This window comes from Brucella pseudogrignonensis, from assembly GCF_002252525.1.
GTDB lineage: Bacteria > Pseudomonadota > Alphaproteobacteria > Rhizobiales > Rhizobiaceae > Brucella > Brucella pseudogrignonensis.
Genome location: NZ_NNRM01000021.1, coordinates 20714 through 44927, shown reverse-complemented (window position 1 = coordinate 44927; position 24214 = coordinate 20714). Strand labels below are relative to the sequence as shown.

Here is a 24214-nt window from a genome sequence, read left to right as displayed (position 1 = left end):
TGTTCCTGAATCGAATTCAGCTTTCGAAATTATCGCGGACAAGACGGTCAAGAAGACGAACGCCGTAACCCGAAGCCCACGATTGGCTATACTCGTTTGTTGGCGATCCCATAGCTGTTCCGGCAACGTCGAGATGCGCCCATGGCGTATCGCCCACGAAACGCTTGAGGAACTGCGCCGCGGTGATCGAGCCTGCATAGCGGCCTGAGCTGTTCTTCATATCGGCAAACTTGGAATCGATCATCTTGTCGTACTCTTTGCCGAGCGGCATACGCCACAGCTTTTCACCAGTTGCCTGACCTGCTTCATAAAGCTGATCAGCAAGCTCGTCATCGTTCGAGAACAGACCAGCATGATGCGTGCCGAGTGCAACCATGATCGCGCCTGTCAAGGTAGCGAGATTGATCATGAACTGCGGCTTGAAACGATCATTGGTGTAGTAGAGTGCATCTGCCAGCACGAGGCGGCCTTCTGCATCGGTGTTGATCACTTCGATTGTCTGGCCAGACATAGATGTAACAATATCACCCGGACGCTGAGCATTGCCATCCGGCATGTTCTCCACAAGACCGATCACGCCGATAGCATTGACCTTCGCCTTGCGACCAGCAAGAGCGCGCATCAGACCGGTAACGGCTGCAGCGCCGCCCATGTCGCCTTTCATTTCTTCCATACCAGCAGCAGGCTTGATCGAGATGCCGCCAGTATCAAAAACAACGCCCTTGCCCACGAAAGCAACCGGCTTCTCCTTGGACTTGGCACCCTGCCATTCCATGATGACCAGACGCGGTGGACGAACCGAGCCCTGCGAAACACCCAGAAGCGAACCCATACCGAGCTTCTTCATTTCTTTTTCGCCGAGAACTTCGACCTTTACGCCAAGCTTTTCAAGCTTTTCGGCTTCTTCTGCAAATTCTACAGGGCCGAGAATATTGGCAGGCTCATTGACGAGGTCGCGTGCCTTAAGAACACCGTCGGCCACAGCCTCGGCAACTTCAAGCGCTCTTTTGGCACTGTGAACATCTGCCGTCTGAATATGAATTTTTGCTGCGTGTTTCGGTTCGGCGTTTTCTTCGCTCTTGCGGGTCTTGTAGCGATTGAACTCGTATGAGCGGAGAATCATACCCAGAGCAACGTCGCCTGCTTCATCACCCGCAATCGTCGTTTCAGGCAGAGCCAGCGTTAAGGTCGCGCGTTCGGCCTTACCGATTCGCGAAAAAGCTGCGCCGCCAATCTTAATCCAATCATCATTACCAAGTTCGCCGGGGTCGCCGACGCCAACCAGAACGATCTTGTCTACGCCGCCTTCCGAGGTGTCAATCGCTTCTGCAGTCTTGCCCAAAGCACCTGTAAAGCCTGCAATTTCGGCGATTCGAGTGATTTTTTCGGCTCCGCCTGCCGCGTGGCCTGCTTCTTCTGCGAAGCCGCCGCCCTTGGCGACCAGAACAATGCTTACGCCTTTTTGCGGTGCTGAAAATTCACTGAAAGAAATGGAAGGACGTTTCGACATAACAACTCCAAACAAAGACCAGACAATGAGATGACACGATTGTGTCGCGACTTTTCCCTACTCATGTGAGACGAATATGGCGAAACGGCAAGTCCGCCGCATCATGAAAATCAGTTTTGCGTTAACTTCGGTGACAACTTGCCAAGCTCCGTTTCCGTACCCACCTATGTTCAGCAAAAACAGGTTGCAACCAGCCACGCTCTCCCTTTAGAGAAGCGAGCCTAGCTTCGGCTGAAAATCTTTAGTAATCTGTTAACCAAATTTGTTCGGCTAATTTTAGCCAAGTGCAGTTAGACTGAATATTCATTTACGAGCGTTGTTTCTTTAGGGACAGGCTCCTTCAACGGAACCGGGATGTAAACTCCACCTATGAAATTGATTGAGTTGTACATCCTCCGCCGTGTGGCGATTATGTTCTTTGCGGTGTTGGGCGCCGCAGTGGGCATTACGTGGACTGTGCAGGTACTGCAGCGTGTCGACTTTCTCACCACAAGCGGTCAATCAATTCAGACAATCATTCAGTTCAGTTCGCTGCTGATTCCGTCCGCAATTCCTCTTGTCATGCCTTTTGCGTTGATCATTGCGATTACGCAGACGCTTTCGACAATGAACCAGGATTCCGAGCTCGTTGTCATCAATGCATCCGGCGCGCCTCGCAGCGCGGTAATGCGTCCGATACTCATGCTCGCAGCGATTATCTCTGTGGTTTCCTTTCTCGTCGCTAACTATGTCGACCCTTATGCGCGCATGAACATGCGTGCTATGATCGCCAATGCCAGCGCTGATTTGCTGAATGTGGTTGTTCAGGAAGGTAGCTTCCGCAAACTTGCGGACAATCTCTATATCCAGATCGCCGAGCGCCGTGGTGATGGCAGCATCGGCGGCCTGTTTATTGCAGATTCTCGCGATCCAACGCTTGATCTGATTTACTATGCAGCTGATGGCAACATCGCGAGCACGCCCGCAGGTGACATGCTGCTGATGAAGGATGGTGAAGTCCAGCGCCGCGATGTTTCAGACGGCACGGTTTCGATTATCAAGTTCAACTCCTATGCCTTCGATCTGAGCCAATTCACGTCAGCTGGCGATGATTTTGTGATCTATGCGAAAGATCGGCCGCTTACTTATTTGCTGAATCCGGATCCGAACGACCCGATCTTACAGACGCGCCCTCTGCGCTACAAGGCTGAGCTGCACCGCCGCTTGACCGAATGGCTGTATCCAGTTGTTTTTGCTTTGATCGCCCTCGCTTTTGCTGGCGACTCCCGCTCACATCGTGAAGCGCGCGTATCCGCTTCTTTCTCCGCGATCAGCACGGCACTTCTGGTTTACTGGGCGGGTTATTTCTCGGCCGACCGGGCTGATAAGGACGAGACATATATCGTCATGATGTATCTTGTGCCGATTGGTGTAATGCTTGTCACCGGCTTTGCTCTGTTAACAGGACGGCGTGTCGGGCTCCCAGACAAGTGGAACGATCGGATACTTGATAGCTTCGACCGATTGAAACGAAATATAACAGCTACTTCAGATCGTCTACTTGGGCGATCCCGCAAAGATACGGGGGGACGAGCATGATTGGCTGGACTCTCGGTCGTTACTTTTTCATGCGATATGTGCAGATTACGTTGTATTTTCTGCTCGGTATCTTTGCTTTGGCGCTTTTGCTCGATTTTACCGAGAACGCCAGCAAACTCGCTAACCTGCCTGGTTACACGGTATGGGCTGCGCTAGGTATCTCTGCGATGCGCGTTCCATTCATCATGCAGCAGATGATTCCCTTCGTCGCGCTCTTCTCTGCAATGGCGACACTCATCTCGCTTAATCGCAAATATGAGTTGGTTGTCGCACGTTCCGTTGGCGTTTCGGCTTGGCAGTTTCTGCTTCCGGCATGTTTCGGCGCATTGCTGTTTGGCCTCGCCACCATCTTCATTCTCAATCCGTTTGCGGCCTATGGCTTTTCCAAAGCTGACGAGATCGCTTCAACCTGGAAAAGCGGCAAGGTAACCGACGTTTCGGCTCTCCGTGATCCTTGGCTTCGCCAGAAGACCGACGATGGCGAAACCATCATCGGCGCCAAGAGCATCCTTGATCGCGGGGCAACGCTTGCCGACGCTACCTTCATTCAGTTTGATGATAAGAAGAAAATCAAAGATCGCTATGATGCTCGCACCGCGAAACTCATGGATGGTCATTGGGAATTAACGGACGTAACGAGATTTTCGCGTGGTGAGGAACCACGCAAACTGGAGAGCGTCAATATTCCTACGCAGTTGCGTCCGGAATATGTGGAAGAAAAGCTCGCCTCCCCTGATACAATTCCATTCACGCAGCTGCGTCACAAGATCGAAGTTGCGCGTTCTTTCGGTTATTCAGCAAACGCATTTGACATGCAATACCAGTCACTTCTGGCATTGCCCGCATTGCTGATGGCCATGACTCTCATTGCTGCAACAGTGTCCCTGAAATTTGTGCGGTTTGGTCAGTCCGGAGCGATGATTCTGGGTGGCGTTGTCGCCGGCTTCATGCTTTATGTCGTTTCGGTACTGGTGAAGGCATTCGGCAATGCAGGATTCGTTCCTCCATTCGTTGCAGCATGGGTTCCTGTAATTATTGCGACATTTTTTGGTGTCTCCTTTTTGTTGCATAAGGAGGATGGTTAGTGGGTTCGAGTAACGCCCGCATGGTATTGCCCCATTCATTCACGCGTCTTGCACGCGGGACTGCTTTGGTGTGCGCCCTTGCTATACCTTTCATTTCAGTCGCAATCCTTCCTTCGCAGGTTCAGGCGCAGGATGCTCTGGGAGCAAATTACCAGAGCGATCCGAATGCGCGTATGCTTCTGCAGGCAGATGAGCTTGTCTATGATCGCGATGTGAACGTCGTTACCGCTCAGGGTAAAGTTCGCATTGAATATGACGGCAATCGCCTCGTCGCGGATAAAGTGACCTATAATCAGCAGACCCGTCGCATGACTGCGACTGGGAACGTTGAAATTGTAGAGCGCGATGGCAACAAGATTTACTCCGACCATCTTGATGTGACGGATAGTTTCCGCGACGGCTTTGTGAATGGCCTTCGCGTTGAGACCACCGACAACACCCGCTTTGCAGCCGAAAGCGCTGAGCGCAGCAACGGTGAGATCACCACCTTTAATAACGGTGTGTACACGGCCTGTCAGGCTTGCGAAAAAGATCCGGACAAGCCTGTGCTTTGGCAGATCAAGGCACGTAAGATTATCTGGAACAGCGCGACAAAGACGGTGCGTTTTGAACGTGGCAAGTTCGAGTTGCTCGGCATACCGTTGGCTTACTTCCCAGCCTTCGAAATGGCCGACCCGACAGTCAAGCGTAAGAGCGGCTTTCTGTTCCCAGGTTTCAGCTATAAAGACGACCTTGGGTTCGGCATCAAGAACTCATATTTCTGGGCTCTAGCACCGAATTACGATCTGACGCTTTCGACCACTGCTTACACGAAGCAAGGCTTCCTGACGCAGGCCGAATGGCGTCATCGTCTCGAAAACGGCTCCTATAATCTTCAGATTGCTGGCATTCATCAGATGAAGCCGGGTGAGTTCAGCACCAATACGCTAGATCGCGGTGAAGATAACCGCGGCATGGTCGCATCCAAAGGCGACTTCGATATCAATTCGCGTTGGAAGTTTGGCTGGGATGTAATGGCCCAGACCGATCGCAATTTTAGCCGTACCTACAATCTTGAGGGCTATAACGCACAAACTCAGGTTTCAAAGATCTATTTAACCGGCATCAACAACCGGAATTACTTCGACCTCAACTTCTATCGCTTCAATGTGCAGGAATCTTATCCGCTCACTTCTACGTATAAAGACGTGGAAATGCATTCGAAGCAGCCTTGGGTTTTCCCAAGTCTCGACTATTCTTACACAGTGCCTGATCCTGTTTATGGTGGTGAACTTAACATCACTACCAATGCGCAGGTTCTGTATCGTCAGAATGCGAATTATACGCTCAATCCAGGTAATAATTCGATCTATTACCCACGCATCCCTGGTTTCAGCGGCACAAATGCGCGTCTTACGACGGAAGCTGAGTGGAAGCGTACATTTATCACGCCATCTGGTTTGGTAATTACGCCGCTTTTGGCTCTGCGCGGTGATGCTATCAGTGCCAATACGAACTTTGATCCAGCTGTTGCGGGTTACACCGACGCCATAGTTCGCTCCGAAGCATTGCGCGCAATGGCGACGGCTGGTCTTGAATTGCGTTGGCCGATCCTGTTCTCAAGCACCAGCTCAACACATATTCTTGAGCCGATTGCGCAGATCTATATGCGCAACAACGAACGTTACGCGGGCGAACTTCCGAACGAAGATGCACAGAGCTTCGTATTTGATGCTACGAACCTGTTCTCGCGTGACAAGTTCTCTGGCTATGACCGTGTGGAAGGCGGCACTCGCGCCAATCTCGGTCTTCGCTATTCGGGCAACTTCAGCAATAGCGACTGGGGCTTGTATGCTCTCGCAGGGCAATCATTCCAACTCGGTGGCGTGAATTCGTATGGCACAAGTGATTTCCTGAATGTAGGAGCAGACTCCGGTCTTCAGGATGCACGCTCCGATTATGTTGCAATGATCGGCACCTCTAATTCGACCGGTCTTGCACTGGCTGCACGCGGACGTTTTGACAAGGATAACCTAGACGTTAAGCGTGGCGAACTCGAAGTACAGCAAAACTGGCAGAAGCTGTCGGTTTCAGCTCAGTATGCTTACATCGCTCCGCAACCGGCTTATGGTTATTCAGAGCTCCGGCAGGAAGTTACGGGTGCCGCTACTGCACGTTTAGATGCTAATTGGCGTGTCTTCGGTTCAGGCACTTATGACCTTGTGTCGGATACACTTGTTCGCGCATCCTCTGGTCTTGCCTATGACGATGAATGCTTCACCTACTCGATGGCTTACGTTCAAACCCGTAATCCGGGTGAGGACAAGGCATCTCATAGCGTTGGATTCAATATATCGTTTAGAACACTAGGCGACATTGGCAGCGGTGCTCAAACCTTCTAAACTTCGAAAGAGCGGAAACAATCCAACTTGTTTCCGCTCTTTCCTTTTATGCCGTAGCATCACTTAATCATTTCAAATAACGTTCGCTTTTTTATCGATTTTATTCAGTTAAGTACCTTTAATTACCTCGTAAATTGCTAAAGGGTCATTGTTTCGCCGCTTTGGCTCCTCTATACAGGCATCATAATATGTCTGGCTTCTGATATGTTTGTTCAGTTTGAACTCGTGTCAGATGACTAGTAAGATTGGACACATCCGGTGAAATTTGTCATTCGCCGACCTGAAGGAAATCGGGAAATAAAGATGATGTTTGCAAGACCTCTATTCGCCTCCCTGCTGGGCGCTGCCGTATGTGTGACGGCGCTTGGAACGGCTGCGACTTTGACACCGGCATTTGCCGCCGGCGGAACGGAGGTCAAGGTCATTGTCTCCGGCAATGCAATCACCAACGGCGATATTCAGCGCCGTGCCGCATTTCTGAAACTGCAGCGTAAAGGCGGCAATCTTAATCAGGTTGCTCGTGAAGAACTGACTGAAGAGATGCTGAAGCGCGTCGAAATGAAATCGCGCGGCATTAACATTTCCGATCAGGAAGTCGATCAGGCCTATGCAGGCTTTGCGACCCGTAACAAGATGAGCGTCGCTCAGCTTAATCAGCTGATGAATCAGGCTGGCATTACACCTGATCATTTCAAGAAATACATCATGGTCCAGATGGGCTGGGGTCGCCTCGTCAGCGCGCGCTTCCGCGCCACTGGTATGGTTAGCGAGCAGGACGCTGTTCAGCGTATGCTGAAAGACGGCGGCAAAAAGCCTGTCTCAACTGAATACCATCTGCAGCAGGTTATTTTCGTCGTTCCAAATGCAAAGCGTTCGCCTGCTCTGCTCGGCAAGCGTCGCCAGGAAGCAAATGCATTACGCTCGCGCTTCCAGAGCTGCGACACCACCCGTCAGCTAACCAAGGGCATGATCGACGTTACAGTTCGCGATCTCGGCCGGGTTATCGAACAGCAGCTTCCGGGTGAATGGGCCAAAGACGTCAAAGCTGCTGGTGTAAACCGCGCAACTCCTCCACATGACACCGAAAAGGGTGTTGAAATTCTAGCCGTGTGCTCGACTCGTCAAGTTTCCGATGACCGAGTGGCACAGCTTGTCTTCTCCATGGAAGGCACTGATTCCGAAGCGGGACAGGAAAAGAAGGCTGATGATCTGAGCAAGAAGTATCTTGCTGAGCTGCGCGAAAAGGCAACGATTGTAAATCGTTGAGTTTCGCTCCAGAGACTTGGCAGTACTAAACTGACCGTATAATTTGAGGGGGCGTCTGCCCCCTTATTTCATCAGCCGAGATAAACAGCTATGACTATTCACCCGGTTCCTCCGCTCGCCGTCAGCATTGGCGACCCCTCAGGTGTTGGAGCGGATGTTGCTCTTAGCGCATGGTTGCAGCGCAAAGAGCTTTTTCTGCCAGCGTTTCTGCTGATTGCCGATCCGGCACAGCTTTCGGCCCGCGCGCAGCATCTTGGCCTGAATGTGCCAATCGTAACGATTAGCACGCCTGCCGAAGCTTTCGACGTCTTTGATTTAAAACTGCCCGTTTTGCCATTGAAAAACACGCATAAGGAAAGCCCCGGCAAGCCTTTGCCGGAAAACGCAGCAGGTGTTATTGAAGCAATAGAACGCGCCGTTGCGCTGACATTGAGTGGCGAAACATCAGCCGTTGTCACATGCCCGATTGCCAAAAAACCGCTCTACGATGCAGGTTTCAAACATCCCGGACACACGGAATTTCTCGCCGAACTCGCCAGCAAACATCTCGGACGAACAGTCATTCCGGTAATGATGCTGGCTGGCCCCGAACTACGTGCCGTTCCAGTCACAATCCACATCCCTCTCGTCGAGGTCCCGCGCTTACTGACCAAGGACGATATTCTGGAAGTGGCTTACATCACGGCGCAGGAACTAACGGATCGTTTTGGCATAGCAGCACCTCGCATTGCGATTTCCGGTCTCAATCCTCATGCGGGTGAAGGCGGAGCGCTAGGCAAAGAAGACGACGCAATTATTCGGCCAGCAGTCGAGGAATTGCAGCGTGAGGGCATCAATGCCTGGGGACCATTGCCTGCTGACACCATGTTCCATGCACAAGCACGCGTGACTTATGATGTCGCCATTTGCATGTATCACGATCAGGCGCTTATTCCGGCGAAAGCTCTCGCTTTTGACGAGACGGTCAATGTTACCCTCGGGCTTCCATTTATCCGGACATCCCCTGATCATGGAACGGCCTTCGACATTGCAGGAAAAGGCATAGCACGCCCTGACAGTCTCATCGCATCCATAAGGCTGGCGCAGGAACTCGCCGAAAACGAAGCAAGGCGGAAATCATGAGCATCGACAATCTTCCGCCACTGCGTGAGGTCATCGAACGGCATGACCTGATACCTAAAAAGTCGCTTGGGCAGAACTTTCTGTTCGACCTGAACCTGACATCGAAGATCGCTCGACAGGCAGGCAATCTGCAAGATCAGCCGGTTATCGAGGTCGGTCCCGGTCCGGGTGGTCTGACACGCGCCTTGCTCGCTCAGGGTGCTATTGTCACCGCAATTGAGCGCGATGAACGGTGCCTTGATGCTCTTGCAGAGATCGAAGCGCATTATCCGGGACGTTTGCGCATTATTTCCGGTGATGCATTGGAGCAAGATTTCAAAGCTCTCTTTCCGGATGGCCCGAAGCCACGCATCGTGGCTAATCTGCCTTATAATGTGGGAACACAATTGCTGCTCAACTGGCTTCTGACAGAGCCTTGGCCACCCTTTTATTCCTCGATGACCCTGATGTTCCAACGTGAAGTTGGCGAGCGTATTGTGGCCGCACCTGATACGGATCATTATGGACGCCTCGGCGTTCTGGCAGGCTGGCGTACGCATTCGAAAATTGCTTTCGACGTGCCCCCACAGGCGTTTACGCCTCCGCCGAAAGTTATGTCGTCGGTCGTCCATATCACGCCGCGTGAAGAGCCGCTCCCATGTCGCGCGGATGCTTTGGGCCAGATTACGCAGGCAGCCTTCGGGCAACGCCGAAAAATGCTGCGTCAGAGCCTCAAGCCTGTCGGCGGCGCACAACTTCTGGAAAAGACTGGAATTGATGGTACCCGGCGCGCTGAAACGCTAAGCGTCGAAGAATTCGTTGCACTGGCCAATGCTTACCGGCCAGTGTGATTCAATTCGTCTTTAAACCGTCTTTGGCGTCACTTGTCAGTGGCGCCAAATTCATCTGCTTGAAAACCTTATCCACATGATCCATTTCCGAGCGGAAGCTCGACATAGATGAACCTGTCAGCTTTTCACCCGCATTGAGCTGTGCTTTGAGCGGGTCGACATAATGATCACCGACCTTGAGCTCATAATACAAATGCGGTCCGGTCGAATAGCCGGTTGATCCCACATAAGCGATCACTTCACCCTGCTTCACATGCTGGCCGACTTTCAGTCCCTTCGCTTCTCCGGAGAGATGAGCATAGGTGGTACTGTAGCCGCCCTGGTGGCGAATGCGCACATACTTGCCATAGCCCTTTTGTGACGAAATCAGCTCAACCGTACCATCTCCTGCAGCGACAATAGGCGAGCCGATTGGCGCATCGTAATCCACGCCATTATGATGTTTGCGGACATGCAAAACCGGATGCACACGCCAGCCAAAACCATCATTCAAGCGGCCATTTGGTAGTGGCTTGTGCATGAGGTATTTGGTCATCGAGGAACCGTCTTCGTTGAAATAGTCAGCGTTTCCCTCGACTTCATGCCTGTAAAGACGCTTGGCCTGACCGTTTGTGGTAAACTCCACAAACACCAGTTCAGGATCGGCATCCACACTCTCACGGAACAGAAGGTCGATTTTATCAACCCCGTTGGCGCCCTTCTGAAGCGATACGTTATTCTCAGCCGCGAGTTTCTTCACATCGTCCGCGACTTCGCTCGGTGCCCCTGCTGCTATGAGCCGTGACTGAACAGATCCATCCGTTACTCTTTTTGTGGGCTGGCGCGATGCGGACAACATAGCATCATGAGAAAGACGCGCGAAAAGTCTCTGATTATCATTCGCGCGGAAAACACCATCGTCTGTCCGTCCATAAACGGAATCTGATGCATTACCATGTCTGAACCGTGCCATGGTTATATGCGCTGGCTTGCCCTGCGACTGATCGAGTAGCAGAACCAGATTATCACCAGGAACGAGGTCTTTTCGACCAAGCGCCTGTTCCAGATGTGCTGCATCGTCAGCGGAAACATCCGCCGCCTGCATGAGTACACCCACCTTCTCGCGCGACTGTGGAGCGAGAACAATTTCGTGCGCTTTTTTGTGAGGCGTATCCGCTGGCTTGGCAAAGCTTACATTCAGCGGCACACCTTTTTGATTGGCAAGCGCTGAAATTTCATCTGGCTGATCAGAGGTTTTCTCCCCTCGCCGTTTACCTCGTACCGATGCCAGATCGAGCAGACCCCGCCCGCTTCCTTCATTCTTCAAATCAAGGATGACATGCTGATAGGTAAAGAGTGTCGCTTCTCCATCGTCGGTACCTTCGGCAATATCGATGCGCTTGGCAATGCGTCGGTTCTCATCAACTTCATTCTGAGGAACCAGCCGCGCTTCTTTCATGGCCGCATGACTGTGAACCAGCGTGGTGGGATCGATCATCACAGGCTGTGAAGCATGTCCATGTCGCACTAAACCTCCCGTCACCAAAGCCATTGCACCACCCGCCAGAAGCGTGGCTGACGCCAGCGCAATACAGGCGCGTCGATGTGTGTGAATGGAAAAGCGTACGCGTTCTAGTGGCTTGAGAGCACGCTGCGAGAGCGGAGGCAATTTCGTATGCTCAGCCAAAGCAGCAGTATGCGCGTCGTTGGATCGGATCATGAGATCTGGCGATACAACAACGTGAATCTGCTTATCTCTGCGGGCAGCACGAAACAGCATGCAGTGAGCGGCTCCAAATTCCATCTGAAATAACAAACGGACCAGAGGGCCAGAGCACGGCCAAATTATGGCTCCGGTGGCCATAATCCACCGGAGATAGAAGCTCAAACGCTCAAGTTAAATTTATCAGGCTCTGGCGCGTGCCTTACGATGCGCCGACAAAGACGACCATGTGTAGATAATCAGGCCTGTCCAGATGAGAACAAAAGCTACGAGCTGCGCATTCGAAAATGGCTCGTGGAAAATGAAAATTGCGAAGATAAACAGCAGCGTAGGCGTCAGATACTGCATAAGGCCAAGCGTCGTATAACGCAGAAGCTTTGCACCGCCCGCATATAGGATCAGCGGAATTGCAGTGAACGGTCCTGCAAGTAACAGCAGCGAAACGTTCGACATAGTGCCTGAGAAGAAATGATCCTGACCATTGGCCATCAACCAGAAAACATAGCCAAGTGCTGGGATCGAAAGGATAACTACTTCAAGCGTAAAGCCCTGCAAAGGTGGCATAGGCAAAGACTTGCGGAAAAATCCGTAAAGACCAAATGTCAGCGGTAGCACCAGTGAAACCCAAGGCAGGCCACCAGCATTGAGAGTCAAAACGAGAACAGCGGCAAATGCAAAGCCGACTGCAACATACTGCACTTTTGACAACCGCTCACCGAGAAACAGCCCGCCCAAAACCACATTGAATAGTGGATTGATATAGTATCCGAGTGCGGCGCCGATAATCTGGTCATGCGCAACAGCCCAAACATAAACCGACCAGTTTACAGTGATAAGTGCAGCGGTCAGTGCAGCCATTGCAAGCATTCGCGGCTTGCGCAGAGCATCAAGGATCGTGCGAAATTGTCCGATGAAGAGTAGCAAAATCGCCGCAACTGGCACCGACCAGATTACGCGATGCGCGACAATTTCAAGTGCGGGGAGATGTGACAAAGCCTTGAGATAGAAGGGCAAAATAGCCCAAAGACCATAAGCCCCCATAGCCATCATGAAGCCACGGCTTCCATCTGAAAGCTGGCCTCCGGATAAGGTTTGCTCGGTCATTTCCATCTCCGAATTAAGTGTAGGCTCGAAAAAGCTACGAACTTTTTCGAGTTAGTCAGACTGCTATGCGCCGATCAATCCATAAAATCTATTCAATTAAACTGATCAAAGCATCAATCTTCGTGAAAGAAGCGGCTTATTCAGCAGCCACCAGACCAGCTAAAGAACGGTTCTTCATCAATTTATAATTGACCGAATCCATCAGCGCCTGAAACGATGCATCGATGATATTGTCGGAGACGCCAACCGTGCGCCAACGAGCGCCCGTAGCATCACCGGATTCAATCAAAACGCGGGTGATAGCTGCTGTACCGCCATTGAGGATACGCACCTTGAAATCCACCAGTTCGAGATCTTCGATTTCATCCTGATAGCGGCCGAGATCCTTGCGCAGCGCAATATCGAGAGCGTTGACCGGACCATGACCTTCGGCAACCGACATATGCATTTCACCGTCGACTTCGACCTTCACCACGGCTTCGGAAACAGTTTTCAATGAACCATTGGCATCGAACCGACGTTCAACAAGACAGCGGAAAGAGTCGACTTTGAAGAATTCTGGCTGCGGGTTGAGCATGGCTCTCGCCAACAGCTCGAAACTCGCATCGGCACCTTCATAAGCATAGCCTTCTGCTTCGCGCTCTTTGACCAGCGCAATCAACGTATCCAGTCGCACATCGTCCTTGGCAACGCGAATGCCGCGACGCTCCAGTTCGGCGATAAAGTTCGACTTACCACCCTGATCCGAAACCATGACGCGACGGCGATTGCCAACGGTTTCAGGCGGAACGTGCTCATAAGTCTGCGGGTCTTTAAGCAGTGCTGAGGCATGAATGCCTGCCTTGGTCGCAAAGGCGGACGTACCTGTATAGGGCGCCTGCTCGGTCGGCGCACGATTCAGAATATCATCGAAGGCGCGTGAAATGCGGGTGATTGCTTTCAGCGCATCAGGCTTGACACCAAGTTCAAAGCGATCAGCCCAATAAGGCTTCAATGCCAGTGTCGGAATAAGAGAAACGAGGTTCGCATTACCGCAACGCTCACCGATCCCATTCAGTGTTCCCTGCACATGCCGCACACCTGCATCGATTGCGGCAAGCGAAACGGCGACTGCCTGTTCGGTATCATTATGTGCGTGGATGCCAAGGCTTTCACCCGGAACAACAGCTTTGACCGCATTGATGATTTCAGCCACTTCCGACGGCTGTGTCCCGCCATTGGTATCGCAAAGCACGACCCAACGAGCGCCTGCCTCATAGGCAGCCTTCGCACAAGACAATGCATATTCAGGGTTGGCTTTGTATCCATCGAAGAAATGCTCGCAATCAACCAGCGCCTCACGACCAGCCATACGAACAGCTGTCACCGATGCAGTAATCGATTCCAGATTTTCCTCATTGGTGCAACCGAGAGCGATCCGCACATGGTAATCCCAGCTTTTGGCAACGAAACAGACTGCATCGCTTGAAGCCTGCAGAAGTGCAGTCAATCCAGGATCATTCGATGCCGAAACGCCTGCACGCTTGGTCATGCCAAAAGCTGCAAACTTGGCCCGTGAGGTCTGCCGCTTCTTGAAGAAGGCCGTATCCGTTGGATTTGCACCCGGATAGCCGCCTTCCACATAATCGACACCCAGTTCTTCAAGCAGAATGACAATCGCTTTTTTGTCTTCGACCGAGAAATCAACGCCGGGTGTTTGCTGCCCGTCTCGCAAAGTCGTGTCGTAGATATAGATGCGTTCGCGTGCCATTTTGCCTGCCTGTCGGTGGGTGTATGCCGTGATAATTTATGGCTTTTTAGTTTTCAGTGTCGTGATCAGGGTGCTGGTAAGACACCATTGTTCGTACGAACTCGATACTTTCCTCATCACGCTCGGTTACAAAACCGGGCAGTTTTGCGAGGTCATCGACATAGGGAAGCTTGACTTCGACACCCCATTGAATTGTGGGTTCAATCTCTTCCGGCGCATCGAAAGCGCCTATGGAAAGCGCCACACCATCCGGCGCCTCGTAAGTCAGCGGAGTTCCGCATTCAGCACAGAACCCACGCTTGACGTGATTCGACGACTGAAAACGCTTTGGCTCATCGCGAGTCCAGATAAACTTTGCTTCACCCACCGAGACCAGCGGCGCATAGAAATTGCCAAAGGCCTTCTGGCACATGCGACAATGACAGATCGAAGCCGAGCCGAGTGCGCCTTCAACCCGAAAGCGCACCGCACCACACTGGCATCCCCCGCTATATAGCGGCTTATTATCAAGCGTCATGGCTTCCTCCCAGAAACTAAACGATCGTCAGCTTACCACTTCCCATGTCGTGATGCGTTCGCCGGTGTCAGGATGTTTGCCGTCCTTCAACTGCACGCCCTGCGCCAGAAGTTCATCGCGAATACGATCTGCTTCTGCCCAGTTCTTGCCAGCTATGAAATTCAGGCGCTCGGCAATCAATGCATCGATTGCAGCTGTATCAACATCTGCCTTTGCAAATACCGGCACATCCTGTGCTGTCACAAAGTAAGGGTCGAGCAAGCCTAATAGCGCCATGCCCTCGCCCAAAGCTGCAACGTCCTTGGCCTTGAATGCTTTGCGTAGAGCCGTGATAGCAGACCAGGTGTTGAGATCGTCCGACAATGCGTCAGCGACTTCTTCAACAACGGAAAGTGCAGAAGGCGCAGCAAAGTCTGCATCGCGCAACAAACCATACCACCGATGCAGCTCTTCGGCAGATTCTGCCAGACGCTGCGCCGTCCAGTTGATCGGCTCGCGGTAATGCGTTTGCAGCATAGAAAGACGAGCAGCCAGACCGACCCAGCGATCGCGAGCATCCTTGTCATCCCAGACACCAAGCTGCGGCAAACCATCGTTCAGCACATCGCGAATGGTTATGAAGTTGCCAAGCGACTTAGACATCTTCTGCCCTTCAACCTGAAGGAATCCATTATGCATCCAGATGTTGGCCATACGCTCAGTTCCGAATGCGCAGCATGATTGCGCAAGCTCGTTTTCATGATGCGGGAACACAAGATCGATGCCACCGCCATGAATGTCGAACTGGTTCTTATACGGATCATCACACTTCAAACCACCGCCAAAAGGCGCCAGCAGCTTGGCCATAGACATGGCCGAGCACTCGATATGCCAGCCGGGACGACCAAGCGTTGCAATACCTGCCGGTGAAGGCCAACCGGGTTCACCATTACGTGATGGCTTCCACAGCACAAAATCCATCTCGTCGCGCTTGTAAGAAGCGACATCGACGCGAGCACCGGCCAGCATCTCATCGAATGGACGGTGGGAAAGTGCGCCATAGCGTGCGCCACCCAAAGCGTTCATCGCTGATGGGGAAAACAGCACATGCTCATCTGCAACATAGGCAACACCGCGCTCGATCAGCTTCTCAATGATATTACGCATGTCGTCGAGGTGCTCGGTTGCACGCGGCTGGCTCGACGGCTCCAGATTTGCCAGAGCCTTGATATCAGCTTGAAACTGGTTGTTTGTGCCTTCAGTCACCCGGCGGATTGCTTCATTAAGCGGAACGTTGGGATATTCAGTAGCAGCACGCGCGTTGATCTTGTCGTCAACATCGGTGATGTTACGCGCATAAGTGACTTTTTCCGCACCATAGAAATGGCGCAGCAGGCGGAAAAGAACGTCAAAGACGATAACCGGACGTGCGTTGCCGATATGGGCAAAGTCATAAACAGTCGGTCCGCAGACATACATGCGCACATTATTCGCATCGATGGGGGTGAAATTCTCCTTCGTGCGAGTGGCAGTATTGTATAGGCGTAGTCGCGGCGCATCAGCCATTTTATTTCCCCAAAAGACCTGAAAATACGGGCACTAAAGACCGCAGCCGTCTGGCCGGGGCGTTATCATCCTGTTTTATGGTAGGGGAGACGAAAACGGCCGGGCCAGCAAGCTGCTAGCCAATAATAATCGAACCAATACAAATGATCGTGGTCGGCGTTTTCATGACGCTACTTATCTCTCTCGACCTCAATCACGTCAAGAGCTTTTGAAAAAGTTCAATAGAAATAAAGCATTTCCCTCAGACTGGTGAAGCTGGACTGCCTGAAAGGCTTATATGAAGCCCGCCTCTTCAAAATCGCTGTGGCATTTCGGCAACCTCACAGCCCCTTCATCCCTATCCCGTTGATGTTAACCGGAATTCCTCAAAACCGGCTCTAAACAGCCTTCATTCCGTCCCAATCAATCACAAAATAGTGAGTGTAATTTGGAAGAGGATGGACCAATGCCTAAAAATGAACTGCAACCACGGCAAGACAAGCTCATTGACCAGTACCGCGAAATCGGACCGGCCGTGCTCGTTGCAGCGTTGATGAGCAAGACCAATCGCGAAAGCAAAGGTCGCAACGACAATACGCGCCGCTCAATTCTGGCAGTCAAAAAGACAGGCTGATCCGCTTCATCGCGTCGTCAGCGTCCGGCTCGTCAGAACATGGAAAGCTGACCGTCGGGCTCATCACCTGACCCCGGCTTTTTCTTTCTTTTGGCCTGATCCAGTGATGGCGCCACAAGATTTTCCTCTACTCTCGCCTGAACGTCAGGAGAGGTATTGGCAACTTTGTTGACCTTGTCCGACACCGGAATGGCTTCAAAAAAGTCATCCTGAACTGGCCGCATGATGTCGGCCACCTCTCGCGGAAGCAGGGTCTTGCAGTTAAGCCAGCGGGCATAATCCTCTGGCTTCACCACCACAGGCATACGCTCGTGGATGGGACGGAGAAATCCGTTTGCACTTGTGGTCAGAATACCCGCTGTATCGATTTGCGAGCCGTCAGCGCTGCTCCATGTTTCAACGAGCGCACCAAAAGCCACGATACCGCCGTTGCGTGGCCTGATCCAATAAGCCTGCGCTTTGTTCTTTCCCTCGCGCCGCCATTCGTAAAAGCCGGAAGCGGGAATCAGCGCACGCCGATGATTGAGTGCCGCACGGAAAGAATTTTTCTCGGCCGCCGTTTCAGAACGAATGTTGAAGACAAGATTCCAGTCGTTGGGATCCTTGACCCATGACGGCACAAACCCCCAGCGCACCAACATCCCGATACGGTCGGGCCTGTTGCTTCCCGGAGGCGGCGTTTCGCCTGCCAGAATAGAGAGTATCGGCTGCGTTGGTGCAATATTGTAGCGCGGAGGAAAATCCTCCTCGATCATTGCACCGAGCAGGGCTTCAACTTCTTCGCGGCTGGCAGTCAGAGAAAAACGTCCACACATAGCGGCCATGTTCAGACTTTTGAGTTAATCGTCAAGCGGGCTTTGCTGTTGCCAAAAGCGGTTTGCCGCATCATAGCTTGTGCATGGTTACAGTTCCCGTCATCCCTGCCCCCGTTCAGATACACGGTGTTTCTCTCATATGTCGCCGCGATGGCCGCTTCTTGCTGGTCGAACGCGGCAAGGAACCATGGAAAGGCTGGCTGGCTTTTCCGGGAGGCAGTATCGAAGCTGGGGAAACGCCGGAAGAAGCTGCCATTCGAGAACTGAAAGAAGAAACTGCACTGGATGCGGGTTCTCTCCGCCATGTTATCACAGTTGATCTGGCACTCGAAGGCAAGGCCTATTCAAAGAGCTACTTCCTGTCAGTTTATCGTGCGTTTGACGTTTCCGGTGAGGAACAGGCCGGCGACGATGCAGCTGCAATACACTGGCTGAGCATCGAAGAAATGGCCCATGCAAATGTGACGGATAGTACGCTGGATGTGGCGCGCTCTGTCGCTGAAATTGAGGATGCTTCAGGCGCGCATTCCGTATCGCCTTGAAGTGGCCCCGTTTCTCATTCAGGAATTTCTTTCTTCAGAGGGGCGTATATTGCAGGAAAAACGGCTTTCCATTTTGGTGATAGCATTCTGGCTGGGCATTCTGTCCCCGGCCTTTTCTGCTCAGGATGCTCCTTATGAGGGCAAAATGCTCAGAATTGCGGAAGTGCTTGGCTCGCTTCACTATCTGCGCAACCTTTGCGGAGAAACCAGCAACGAATGGCGTGAGCGCATGGATGCCATAATTGCCGCCGAAAAACCTGATGAAGCCGAGCGAGTACGTCTTGTTTCAAGCTTCAACCATGGATACCGCGTTTTCAGCGACAATTATGTTCGTTGCACACCCTCGGCTCTTGCGGCGATTGATCGCTACATGAAGGAAGGAGAAAGCTTGTCGAACGAGCTTATCTCGCGCTATGGGAATTAACCAATTATTCAGTCTTGTGCGGATGGGCAGAAATTGCCTCATTCAAATCCGCTTTAATCTGTTAACACTGTCTTAAACGTGACAGTCAGGCTGCAGGTGATTGTGCTCCCAATGGTGAGAAATCAGCTGATACAGCAAGAAGGGCGCAAGCCGGGATGAAGTCTATGGAATATATGCCAGCAGATCTGGACGAGATGATCGCCCGCGAAAAGAAGCTTGTTGCGATTGAATACCAGAATGAAGCCTGGGCAGACGGCATTTCCGAAGGAATTGAGCCAGAAATTCTGGCGGAAGCTGCTTTCACTACAGCCCTTACAGAACTTATGCGTTCAACAGGCGAAGACAGCGCACTCGAACTTATCGAGAAAATGCGCGAACAGATTATTGCAGGCACCTTCCTGCAGGATCGTGTTCTTCAGTAGGCAGAGTTATCTGTCGCAAATGCCCGCATACGACTAGGCGGTGTATCGTATATCCGCTCCCACACTCTGCGGAACTGTCTTGCTGACGCGAACCCTGCTCGCTCAGCAATATTCTCCATATCGAGAGCCGAATTCAGCAGCATTTCGCGAGCAAGGCTTATTTTCAGCCGATTGGCATAATCAATCACGCTCATGCCTGCATGTTCATTGAACAGGCGTGAAAGATTGCGCGGGCTTGCCCCGCTGACGTCAGCGAGTTTCTCGACAGACCAGTTTTCAGCCGGATTTGCAGCCACAGCATCCTGCGCACGATGCACCACAGGATGCATGTGATTGCGGCCTTCAAGCCATGGCGAAAGCTGCGGATCGCCACCGCTGCGACGCAGATAAACCACAAGATAACGCGCCACTGATAGAGCCAGTGCATGCCCTGCCATCTCGGCCAGAATATGCAGCATTAGATCAATACCGGCAGTAATGCCCGCACTGGTCAGCCTGTCGCGATCCTCCACAAACAAACGGTTTTGCAGAACATGCGCGGTCGGCGCAAGTCGATGCAGCTCATCAATCGCCATATGATGCGTGGTGCAGTCATACCCTTCAAGCAAACCCGCGCGTGCTGCTAGGAGTGCACCAGAGCAGATTGAAACCAATTTGATACCCGGACGGATCCTACGACGCATCCAGCTCACGATTTGCGTTTCAAGCGCTGCATCTTCGTCGCGATTAACGACAGCAGTCCCAAGCGGAATGTCAGCTGAGCCGGATATCACCACAAGCGCATCATCTGGCAGGTGATCGGGTAGAGGCTCAATATTTGCAAGCGTGAGGCCGATGGAGCTGAGCGTCGTTTCGGAAGGCCCGATAAACGTCACTTCAAACTGCACCCTGTTTTGCTCCAGATTAGCCTTGCGCAAAACCTCCATCGGCCCCGCCACGTCAAGCAAAAGCGTGCGCGGCGGAACGACGACAAAGACCCGGACAGTTTTATGGCTGTCGACGGTTTGGTTCATGCAGCTTTCCGTTCTGCGCTGCCTGCAAGAGCCTGTTCCACCGTTGCTATCCTTGCAAAGCGATCCGCAAGTACCAGCTCGGTACGCGCGCGAATTTCCGCAGCACTCCACACGTGACCACTTATGTCAGTCATGGGGAAAGTCAGCGTGGCTTCGCCGACATAATCGACATTGAAGCCAAGGTCAGACGCATGACGTGTGGTGGTCTCGCAGCACTGCTCAGTGCGGATACCTGAAATGATAACCCGTTTGATGTTGTTAGAAATCAGCCAGACATCGAGACCTGAGCCCACCAATGCGCTATGGCGACGCTTACGGAAAACGGCATCCGACTCGATCGTGATCGGTGCAAGCGCCTTCACAAGACCTGATGCCTCCGAAAACGGCCCCTCATTCTCAACATGAAAGATTTGCACGACCGGAATGCCTTTGCGCTTGGCACCGTCAATCAAAGCCTGCTGCCGCTCAATGTAAGCGGCAACCTCTTCTTCTCGATAGTAAGGTCGATGCCGAAAAGATTCCTGAACATCGATAACCAGCAAGGCTGTGTCGTTGGCGGACATTTTGTGCTCCTTGTAAATTTATACAAGAACACAATACTCCCGACAATCCAGGTCAAAAGATTAACTTCGGACAAAGATGGGACAGATCGCGCCAACTGCAAACTCCGAAGTTAATCTAAAGACTATCAGCCCAAGCGGCTGTGTGCTTCACCGGCGCAAATTCGGTGATTTGATACTCCGCAAGCCCCTGATTCTTGAAAGGATCGTGAGCCAGGATCGTTTCAAGCTCATCCCGGGTTATGCTTCCACTCGCAAGAATGATACCTCCATCCCGCGGATTCTTCGGTCCAGATGCCAGAAACGCCCCACTTGCATACTGCCTATCGAGAAACTCCCGATGTGTAGCGATATGTTTTTCAACTTCATTCAGAGGCTTTATATATGTCAGGTTAACAATGAACATCAGGCCACTCCATGAAGTGCCCTTCGTAAAGAGCATCGCGTCTAAACTCATTCACGCGACGCACTTTAGCATTTTATCTACCCTGCACCTCAACCAAGAATGGGGGCACCGTTTCTTGGAGTTATTTTCACGAACGAGGCAAAGCTTCCAAAAACTCGACTGGCTCGCCCTTATTCGGATTGACGATTTCCGCTTCCCACATGACTTTGATACCGCGCACGAAAGTACCAACCGGCCAGCCAGTGACAGTCTTGCCATGATAAGGCGTCCAGCCAGCCTTTGAGCCAGCCTGTTCATGCGTGATGGTTTCGCGGCGTTTCATATCGACGATGGTGAGATCGGCATCATAGCCAACAGCAATGCGACCTTTGCGAGCCATACCGAAAATGCGGTTGGGGCCGTGGCTCGACAGATCGACAAAGCGCTCCAGCGAAAGCTTACCCGCATTGACGTGATCGAGCATGATTGGCACCAGCGTCTGAACGCCGGTCATTCCAGACGGCGAAGCCGGGTAAGACTTCTGCTTTTCGTCCAGCGTATGTGGTGCATGGTCGGAGCCGAGTACATCGATAATGCCCTGATCAACGCCCTTCCAAACACCATCGCGATGGCGCTTTTCACGCACCGGTGGGTTCATCTGGATAAGATTGCCAAGCGTCGCATATTCATCCGCCGACAACGTAAGGTGATGCGGAGTGGCTTCACAGGTTGCCACATCCTTGTGACCTTGAAGGAAATCGATTTCTTCGGCTGTAGAGATATGCAGGACGTGAATACGTGCGCCGGTTTCGCGGGCGATACCGACAAGGCGTTCGGTGCATTGCAGTGCAGTGGTAACATCGCGCCAGACAGGGTGGCTCGACGGATCACCTTCAACACGGAGATTTTCGCGCTCCTTAAGGCGGAATTCGTCTTCCGAATGGAAGGCGGCACGGCGGCGCGTACTTTTCAGGATCGAACGGACGCCTTCATCATCCTCAACCAGCAGATTGCCTGTCGAAGATCCCATGAACACCTTGATGCCAGCCGCACCTGGCAGGCGCTCAAGCTCGGCAACGTCTTTTGCATTGTCCCGCGTTCCGCCAACCCAGAAGGCAAAATCGCAATGCATACGATGACGGCCACGGCGAATCTTGTCGTCAAGCGTTTCAGCGGAAGTCGTCAGTGGTTTGGTGTTCGGCATTTCGAAAACCGATGTCACACCGCCCAGAACCGCAGCAAGCGAACCTGTTTCCAGATCTTCCTTGTGCTCCAGCCCCGGCTCACGAAAATGCACCTGACTGTCAACAACGCCGGGCAAAATATGCAGACCGGTACAATCGATGACTTCACCGGCAGAACCTGCTGCAAGCGAGCCAATCGCCTCGATGCGCCCGTTACGAATACCAATGTCCCGCTGACCTATACCGTCGTGATTGACGATGGTTGCACCTTTCAGGATTGTGTCGAACGTTTGGGCCATTGTTGTCTCCTGCTGGCTGAATGGGACTTGCGAGCCTTTTCAATGCGGCTTACGTAACGATGGTTATAAAGGCAAGGAAGAAGCGATGGCGACGGTAGCGGAAACGATCAATCTTTCCAACAGAGCACTGGTTCACATTACAGGCGAAGACGCGGAAAAATTCGTGCAGGCCGTGATCACAACCAATCTCGACAAGCTTGGCGCCGATGAGCTGAAACCCGGCGCGCTGTTGGCACCGCAGGGCAAGATCATGTTCGACTTCCTTGTGTCGCGCATTGAAGACGGGCTGCGATTCGACATGCCTGCTGGCATTGCAGCTGATTTTGCTAAGCGGATGACGCTCTATCGTCTGCGCGCCAAAGCAGAAATTAGCCAATTGCCAGAATCACTTGTGAGCGTTAGCTGGCAGAATGATTCCGCTTCCTCAGAAAGCGATTCAATTAAGCGCGATACCCGGTTCGCTGAAGAGCTGAATGTTATTCGCATTTACGGACAGGCCGGTGAAATCAGCGATGAAAGTGCATGGATAGCTCTTCGCGCTGAATATGGCATTGCCGAAGGTGAAGCCGACTTCGCCTATAATGATGTATTTCCGCACGACATTAATTTCGATCAGACTGGCGGCGTGACTTTCCCGAAAGGCTGTTTCATCGGGCAGGAAGTCGTCTCGCGTATGCATCACCGCGGCACGCCGCGTCGACGCGTCCTCGTGGCAAAATCTGACGCGCCCCTGCCCGCAATGGGTACGTCGGTTACGGTCGGTGGACGCGATATCGGAACCCTTGGCAGTTCATCCGGCAAACTCGGTCTGGCGCTTGTGCGCATTGACCGGGTGAAGGATGCGCTTGATTCCGGCACGCCGATTCTGGCTGGTGGGGCCGAAATTACGCTCGCCCTTCCCCCGCATGTACGCTTCACATTTCCAACTGCCGACGCGGACAAAGCCTGATGGCAGCCGCTGACCGGTCATCGGGCAAAGATCGCGCCTGGCAGCGCATGTTGTCAGGCCGTAGACTGGATCTTCTTGATCCATCGCCCCTTGATGTAGAGATTGAAGACATCGCGCATGGTCTTGCGCGTGTCGCCCGCTGGAATGGGCAGACCGTCGGCGAACACGCCTATTCGGTTGCCCAGCACTCGTTGCTGGTTGAACAGATTTTCAACCGGCTTGTGCCTGATGCGAGCATCGAATGGCAAATGTTGACGCTCCTGCACGATGCGCCTGAATATGTCATTGGCGACATGATTTCGCCCTTCAAAGCTGTGATGGGCGGGAACTACAAACTGATCGAAGCACGTCTTGAGAGTGCAGTTCACGTTCGGTTTTCGCTGCCAGCTTCCATTTCCGTGTCTCTCAAAAAACTGATCAAGCGTGCCGATCAGGTCGCAGCTTTTTTTGAGGCAACACGACTTGCCGGTTTCAGCGAAACAGAAGCGACCAAATATTTTGGCCGTCCGCGCAGTTTCGATCCGTCAGGGCTAGATCTGACGCCCCGTCCGACACAAAGCGTTCAAAATGATTTTCTGGCGCGCTTTGCAACATTGGAACAGGCGCGAAAGAAATAAG

At 52.4% G+C, this 24214-nt stretch carries 23 protein-coding genes; 12 read left to right on the top strand and 11 right to left on the bottom strand.

Going from position 1 to position 24214, the window contains the following annotated elements; all coding sequences use genetic code 11:
- Positions 1–16 precede the first annotated feature (16 nt).
- On the bottom strand, positions 17–1510 hold the full coding sequence (locus tag CEV34_RS11955; RefSeq protein ID WP_007874333.1) for a leucyl aminopeptidase: 1494 nt from the start codon (positions 1508–1510) through the stop codon (positions 17–19).
- Positions 1511–1879: 369 nt separating this feature from the next.
- Between CEV34_RS11955 and lptF the strand changes: the two genes are divergently transcribed.
- From lptF to rsmA, 6 genes are all read left to right on the top strand, one after another.
- The gene (lptF, locus tag CEV34_RS11950) at positions 1880–3088 is read left to right on the top strand and encodes an LPS export ABC transporter permease LptF (RefSeq protein WP_007874331.1); all 1209 of its coding nucleotides are present in this window, start codon (positions 1880–1882) and stop codon (positions 3086–3088) included.
- The gene (gene lptG, locus CEV34_RS11945) at positions 3085–4173 is read left to right on the top strand and encodes an LPS export ABC transporter permease LptG (RefSeq protein WP_007874329.1); all 1089 of its coding nucleotides are present in this window, start codon (positions 3085–3087) and stop codon (positions 4171–4173) included. The genes lptF and lptG overlap by 4 nt, the downstream gene beginning before the upstream one ends.
- Before the next feature lie 20 nt (positions 4174–4193).
- On the top strand, positions 4194–6554 hold the full coding sequence (locus CEV34_RS11940) for an LPS-assembly protein LptD (RefSeq protein WP_007874326.1): 2361 nt from the start codon (positions 4194–4196) through the stop codon (positions 6552–6554).
- A 303-nt stretch (positions 6555–6857) separates the two neighbouring features.
- Positions 6858–7820, top strand: a complete 963-nt coding sequence (locus CEV34_RS11935; protein WP_007874325.1) for a SurA N-terminal domain-containing protein — start codon at positions 6858–6860, stop codon at positions 7818–7820.
- Between the two features lie 90 nt (positions 7821–7910).
- Positions 7911–8942, top strand: coding sequence for a 4-hydroxythreonine-4-phosphate dehydrogenase PdxA (gene pdxA / locus CEV34_RS11930; RefSeq protein ID WP_007874324.1), 1032 nt, complete (start codon positions 7911–7913; stop codon positions 8940–8942).
- A complete protein-coding gene (gene rsmA / locus CEV34_RS11925) occupies positions 8939–9772 on the top strand; it encodes a 16S rRNA (adenine(1518)-N(6)/adenine(1519)-N(6))-dimethyltransferase RsmA (RefSeq protein ID WP_007874323.1) in 834 nt (277 codons plus the stop codon). The genes pdxA and rsmA overlap by 4 nt, the downstream gene beginning before the upstream one ends.
- Position 9773: 1 nt before the next feature.
- On the opposite strand, the gene CEV34_RS27630 is transcribed toward rsmA, so the two are convergent.
- The 5 genes from CEV34_RS27630 to cysS form a co-directional block, all read right to left on the bottom strand.
- Positions 9774–11531 (bottom strand): M23 family metallopeptidase, encoded by a 1758-nt coding sequence (locus tag CEV34_RS27630; RefSeq protein ID WP_007874322.1) that lies wholly within the window; start codon positions 11529–11531, stop codon positions 9774–9776.
- 126 nt (positions 11532–11657) lie between these two features.
- Positions 11658–12578, bottom strand: coding sequence for an EamA family transporter RarD (gene rarD / locus CEV34_RS11915; RefSeq protein ID WP_007874321.1), 921 nt, complete (start codon positions 12576–12578; stop codon positions 11658–11660).
- A gap of 136 nt (positions 12579–12714) precedes the next feature.
- The gene (gene cimA, locus CEV34_RS11910) at positions 12715–14328 is read right to left on the bottom strand and encodes a citramalate synthase (protein ID WP_007874318.1); all 1614 of its coding nucleotides are present in this window, start codon (positions 14326–14328) and stop codon (positions 12715–12717) included.
- 46 nt (positions 14329–14374) lie between these two features.
- On the bottom strand, positions 14375–14845 hold the full coding sequence (locus tag CEV34_RS11905; protein WP_007874316.1) for a GFA family protein: 471 nt from the start codon (positions 14843–14845) through the stop codon (positions 14375–14377).
- 27 nt (positions 14846–14872) lie between these two features.
- Entirely contained in the window at positions 14873–16390 is a 1518-nt protein-coding gene (cysS, locus tag CEV34_RS11900; RefSeq protein WP_007874314.1) for a cysteine--tRNA ligase, read from the bottom strand.
- Between the two features lie 445 nt (positions 16391–16835).
- On the opposite strand from cysS, the gene CEV34_RS11895 reads away from it, so the two are divergent.
- Positions 16836–17003: a hypothetical protein gene (locus CEV34_RS11895; protein ID WP_007874312.1), complete on the top strand. Its 168-nt coding sequence runs from the start codon at positions 16836–16838 to the stop codon at positions 17001–17003.
- Between the two features lie 32 nt (positions 17004–17035).
- Here CEV34_RS11895 and CEV34_RS11890 read toward each other — a convergent pair whose 3' ends face one another.
- On the bottom strand, positions 17036–17818 hold the full coding sequence (locus CEV34_RS11890) for an SOS response-associated peptidase (RefSeq protein WP_094543657.1): 783 nt from the start codon (positions 17816–17818) through the stop codon (positions 17036–17038).
- An 83-nt stretch (positions 17819–17901) separates the two neighbouring features.
- Between CEV34_RS11890 and CEV34_RS11885 the strand changes: the two genes are divergently transcribed.
- The 3 genes from CEV34_RS11885 (at position 17902) to CEV34_RS11875 (ending at position 19206) form a co-directional block, all read left to right on the top strand.
- Positions 17902–18360, top strand: coding sequence for an NUDIX hydrolase (locus CEV34_RS11885; RefSeq protein ID WP_007874306.1), 459 nt, complete (start codon positions 17902–17904; stop codon positions 18358–18360).
- Between the two features lie 70 nt (positions 18361–18430).
- Positions 18431–18784: a TIGR02301 family protein gene (locus CEV34_RS27540; protein WP_321179315.1), complete on the top strand. Its 354-nt coding sequence runs from the start codon at positions 18431–18433 to the stop codon at positions 18782–18784.
- A 164-nt stretch (positions 18785–18948) separates the two neighbouring features.
- A complete protein-coding gene (locus tag CEV34_RS11875) occupies positions 18949–19206 on the top strand; it encodes a hypothetical protein (protein ID WP_171379961.1) in 258 nt (85 codons plus the stop codon).
- Here CEV34_RS11875 and CEV34_RS11870 read toward each other — a convergent pair.
- The 4 genes from CEV34_RS11870 to CEV34_RS11855 form a co-directional block, all read right to left on the bottom strand.
- On the bottom strand, positions 19200–20219 hold the full coding sequence (locus CEV34_RS11870; RefSeq protein WP_007874301.1) for a GlxA family transcriptional regulator: 1020 nt from the start codon (positions 20217–20219) through the stop codon (positions 19200–19202). The genes CEV34_RS11875 and CEV34_RS11870 overlap by 7 nt on opposite strands.
- On the bottom strand, positions 20216–20782 hold the full coding sequence (locus CEV34_RS11865; RefSeq protein WP_007874300.1) for an isochorismatase family protein: 567 nt from the start codon (positions 20780–20782) through the stop codon (positions 20216–20218). Before CEV34_RS11865 ends, CEV34_RS11870 begins: the two co-directional genes overlap by 4 nt.
- 115 nt (positions 20783–20897) lie before the next feature.
- Positions 20898–21185: a YciI family protein gene (locus tag CEV34_RS11860; RefSeq protein ID WP_007874299.1), complete on the bottom strand. Its 288-nt coding sequence runs from the start codon at positions 21183–21185 to the stop codon at positions 20898–20900.
- Positions 21186–21312: 127 nt separating this feature from the next.
- Positions 21313–22647: a dihydroorotase gene (locus CEV34_RS11855; protein ID WP_007874298.1), complete on the bottom strand. Its 1335-nt coding sequence runs from the start codon at positions 22645–22647 to the stop codon at positions 21313–21315.
- An 85-nt stretch (positions 22648–22732) separates the two neighbouring features.
- On the opposite strand from CEV34_RS11855, the gene ygfZ reads away from it, so the two are divergent.
- Both ygfZ and CEV34_RS11845 read left to right on the top strand, forming a co-directional pair.
- Positions 22733–23596, top strand: coding sequence for a CAF17-like 4Fe-4S cluster assembly/insertion protein YgfZ (gene ygfZ / locus CEV34_RS11850; RefSeq protein ID WP_007874296.1), 864 nt, complete (start codon positions 22733–22735; stop codon positions 23594–23596).
- Entirely contained in the window at positions 23596–24213 is a 618-nt protein-coding gene (locus tag CEV34_RS11845) for a YfbR-like 5'-deoxynucleotidase (RefSeq protein ID WP_007874295.1), read from the top strand. Before ygfZ ends, CEV34_RS11845 begins: the two co-directional genes overlap by 1 nt.
- The last annotated feature ends 1 nt before the right edge of the window (position 24214 follow it).

Excerpts from the sequence above, each read along its gene's own strand:
- rarD (WP_007874321.1), bottom strand. The coding sequence starts at position 12,578 with ATGACCGAGCAAACCTTATCCGGAGGCCAGCTTTCAGATGGAAGCCGT.
- cysS (WP_007874314.1), bottom strand. The coding sequence starts at position 16,390 with ATGGCTGATGCGCCGCGACTACGCCTATACAATACTGCCACTCGCACG.
- CEV34_RS11935 (WP_007874325.1), top strand. The coding sequence starts at position 6,858 with ATGATGTTTGCAAGACCTCTATTCGCCTCCCTGCTGGGCGCTGCCGTA.
- CEV34_RS11905 (WP_007874316.1), bottom strand. The coding sequence starts at position 14,845 with ATGACGCTTGATAATAAGCCGCTATATAGCGGGGGATGCCAGTGTGGT.
- CEV34_RS11890 (WP_094543657.1), bottom strand. The coding sequence starts at position 17,818 with ATGTGTGGACGTTTTTCTCTGACTGCCAGCCGCGAAGAAGTTGAAGCC.
- CEV34_RS11885 (WP_007874306.1), top strand. The coding sequence starts at position 17,902 with ATGGTTACAGTTCCCGTCATCCCTGCCCCCGTTCAGATACACGGTGTT.
- CEV34_RS11865 (WP_007874300.1), bottom strand. The coding sequence starts at position 20,782 with ATGTCCGCCAACGACACAGCCTTGCTGGTTATCGATGTTCAGGAATCT.
- CEV34_RS11870 (WP_007874301.1), bottom strand. The coding sequence starts at position 20,219 with ATGAACCAAACCGTCGACAGCCATAAAACTGTCCGGGTCTTTGTCGTC.
- CEV34_RS11955 (WP_007874333.1), bottom strand. The coding sequence starts at position 1,510 with ATGTCGAAACGTCCTTCCATTTCTTTCAGTGAATTTTCAGCACCGCAA.
- cimA (WP_007874318.1), bottom strand. The coding sequence starts at position 14,328 with ATGGCACGCGAACGCATCTATATCTACGACACGACTTTGCGAGACGGG.
- ygfZ (WP_007874296.1), top strand. The coding sequence starts at position 22,733 with ATGGCGACGGTAGCGGAAACGATCAATCTTTCCAACAGAGCACTGGTT.
- rsmA (WP_007874323.1), top strand. The coding sequence starts at position 8,939 with ATGAGCATCGACAATCTTCCGCCACTGCGTGAGGTCATCGAACGGCAT.
- CEV34_RS11940 (WP_007874326.1), top strand. The coding sequence starts at position 4,194 with ATGGTATTGCCCCATTCATTCACGCGTCTTGCACGCGGGACTGCTTTG.
- CEV34_RS11860 (WP_007874299.1), bottom strand. The coding sequence starts at position 21,185 with ATGTTCATTGTTAACCTGACATATATAAAGCCTCTGAATGAAGTTGAA.
- lptF (WP_007874331.1), top strand. The coding sequence starts at position 1,880 with ATGAAATTGATTGAGTTGTACATCCTCCGCCGTGTGGCGATTATGTTC.
- CEV34_RS11845 (WP_007874295.1), top strand. The coding sequence starts at position 23,596 with ATGGCAGCCGCTGACCGGTCATCGGGCAAAGATCGCGCCTGGCAGCGC.
- CEV34_RS27630 (WP_007874322.1), bottom strand. The coding sequence starts at position 11,531 with ATGCTGTTTCGTGCTGCCCGCAGAGATAAGCAGATTCACGTTGTTGTA.
- CEV34_RS11895 (WP_007874312.1), top strand. The coding sequence starts at position 16,836 with ATGCCTAAAAATGAACTGCAACCACGGCAAGACAAGCTCATTGACCAG.
- pdxA (WP_007874324.1), top strand. The coding sequence starts at position 7,911 with ATGACTATTCACCCGGTTCCTCCGCTCGCCGTCAGCATTGGCGACCCC.
- CEV34_RS11855 (WP_007874298.1), bottom strand. The coding sequence starts at position 22,647 with ATGGCCCAAACGTTCGACACAATCCTGAAAGGTGCAACCATCGTCAAT.
- lptG (WP_007874329.1), top strand. The coding sequence starts at position 3,085 with ATGATTGGCTGGACTCTCGGTCGTTACTTTTTCATGCGATATGTGCAG.
- CEV34_RS11875 (WP_171379961.1), top strand. The coding sequence starts at position 18,949 with ATGGAATATATGCCAGCAGATCTGGACGAGATGATCGCCCGCGAAAAG.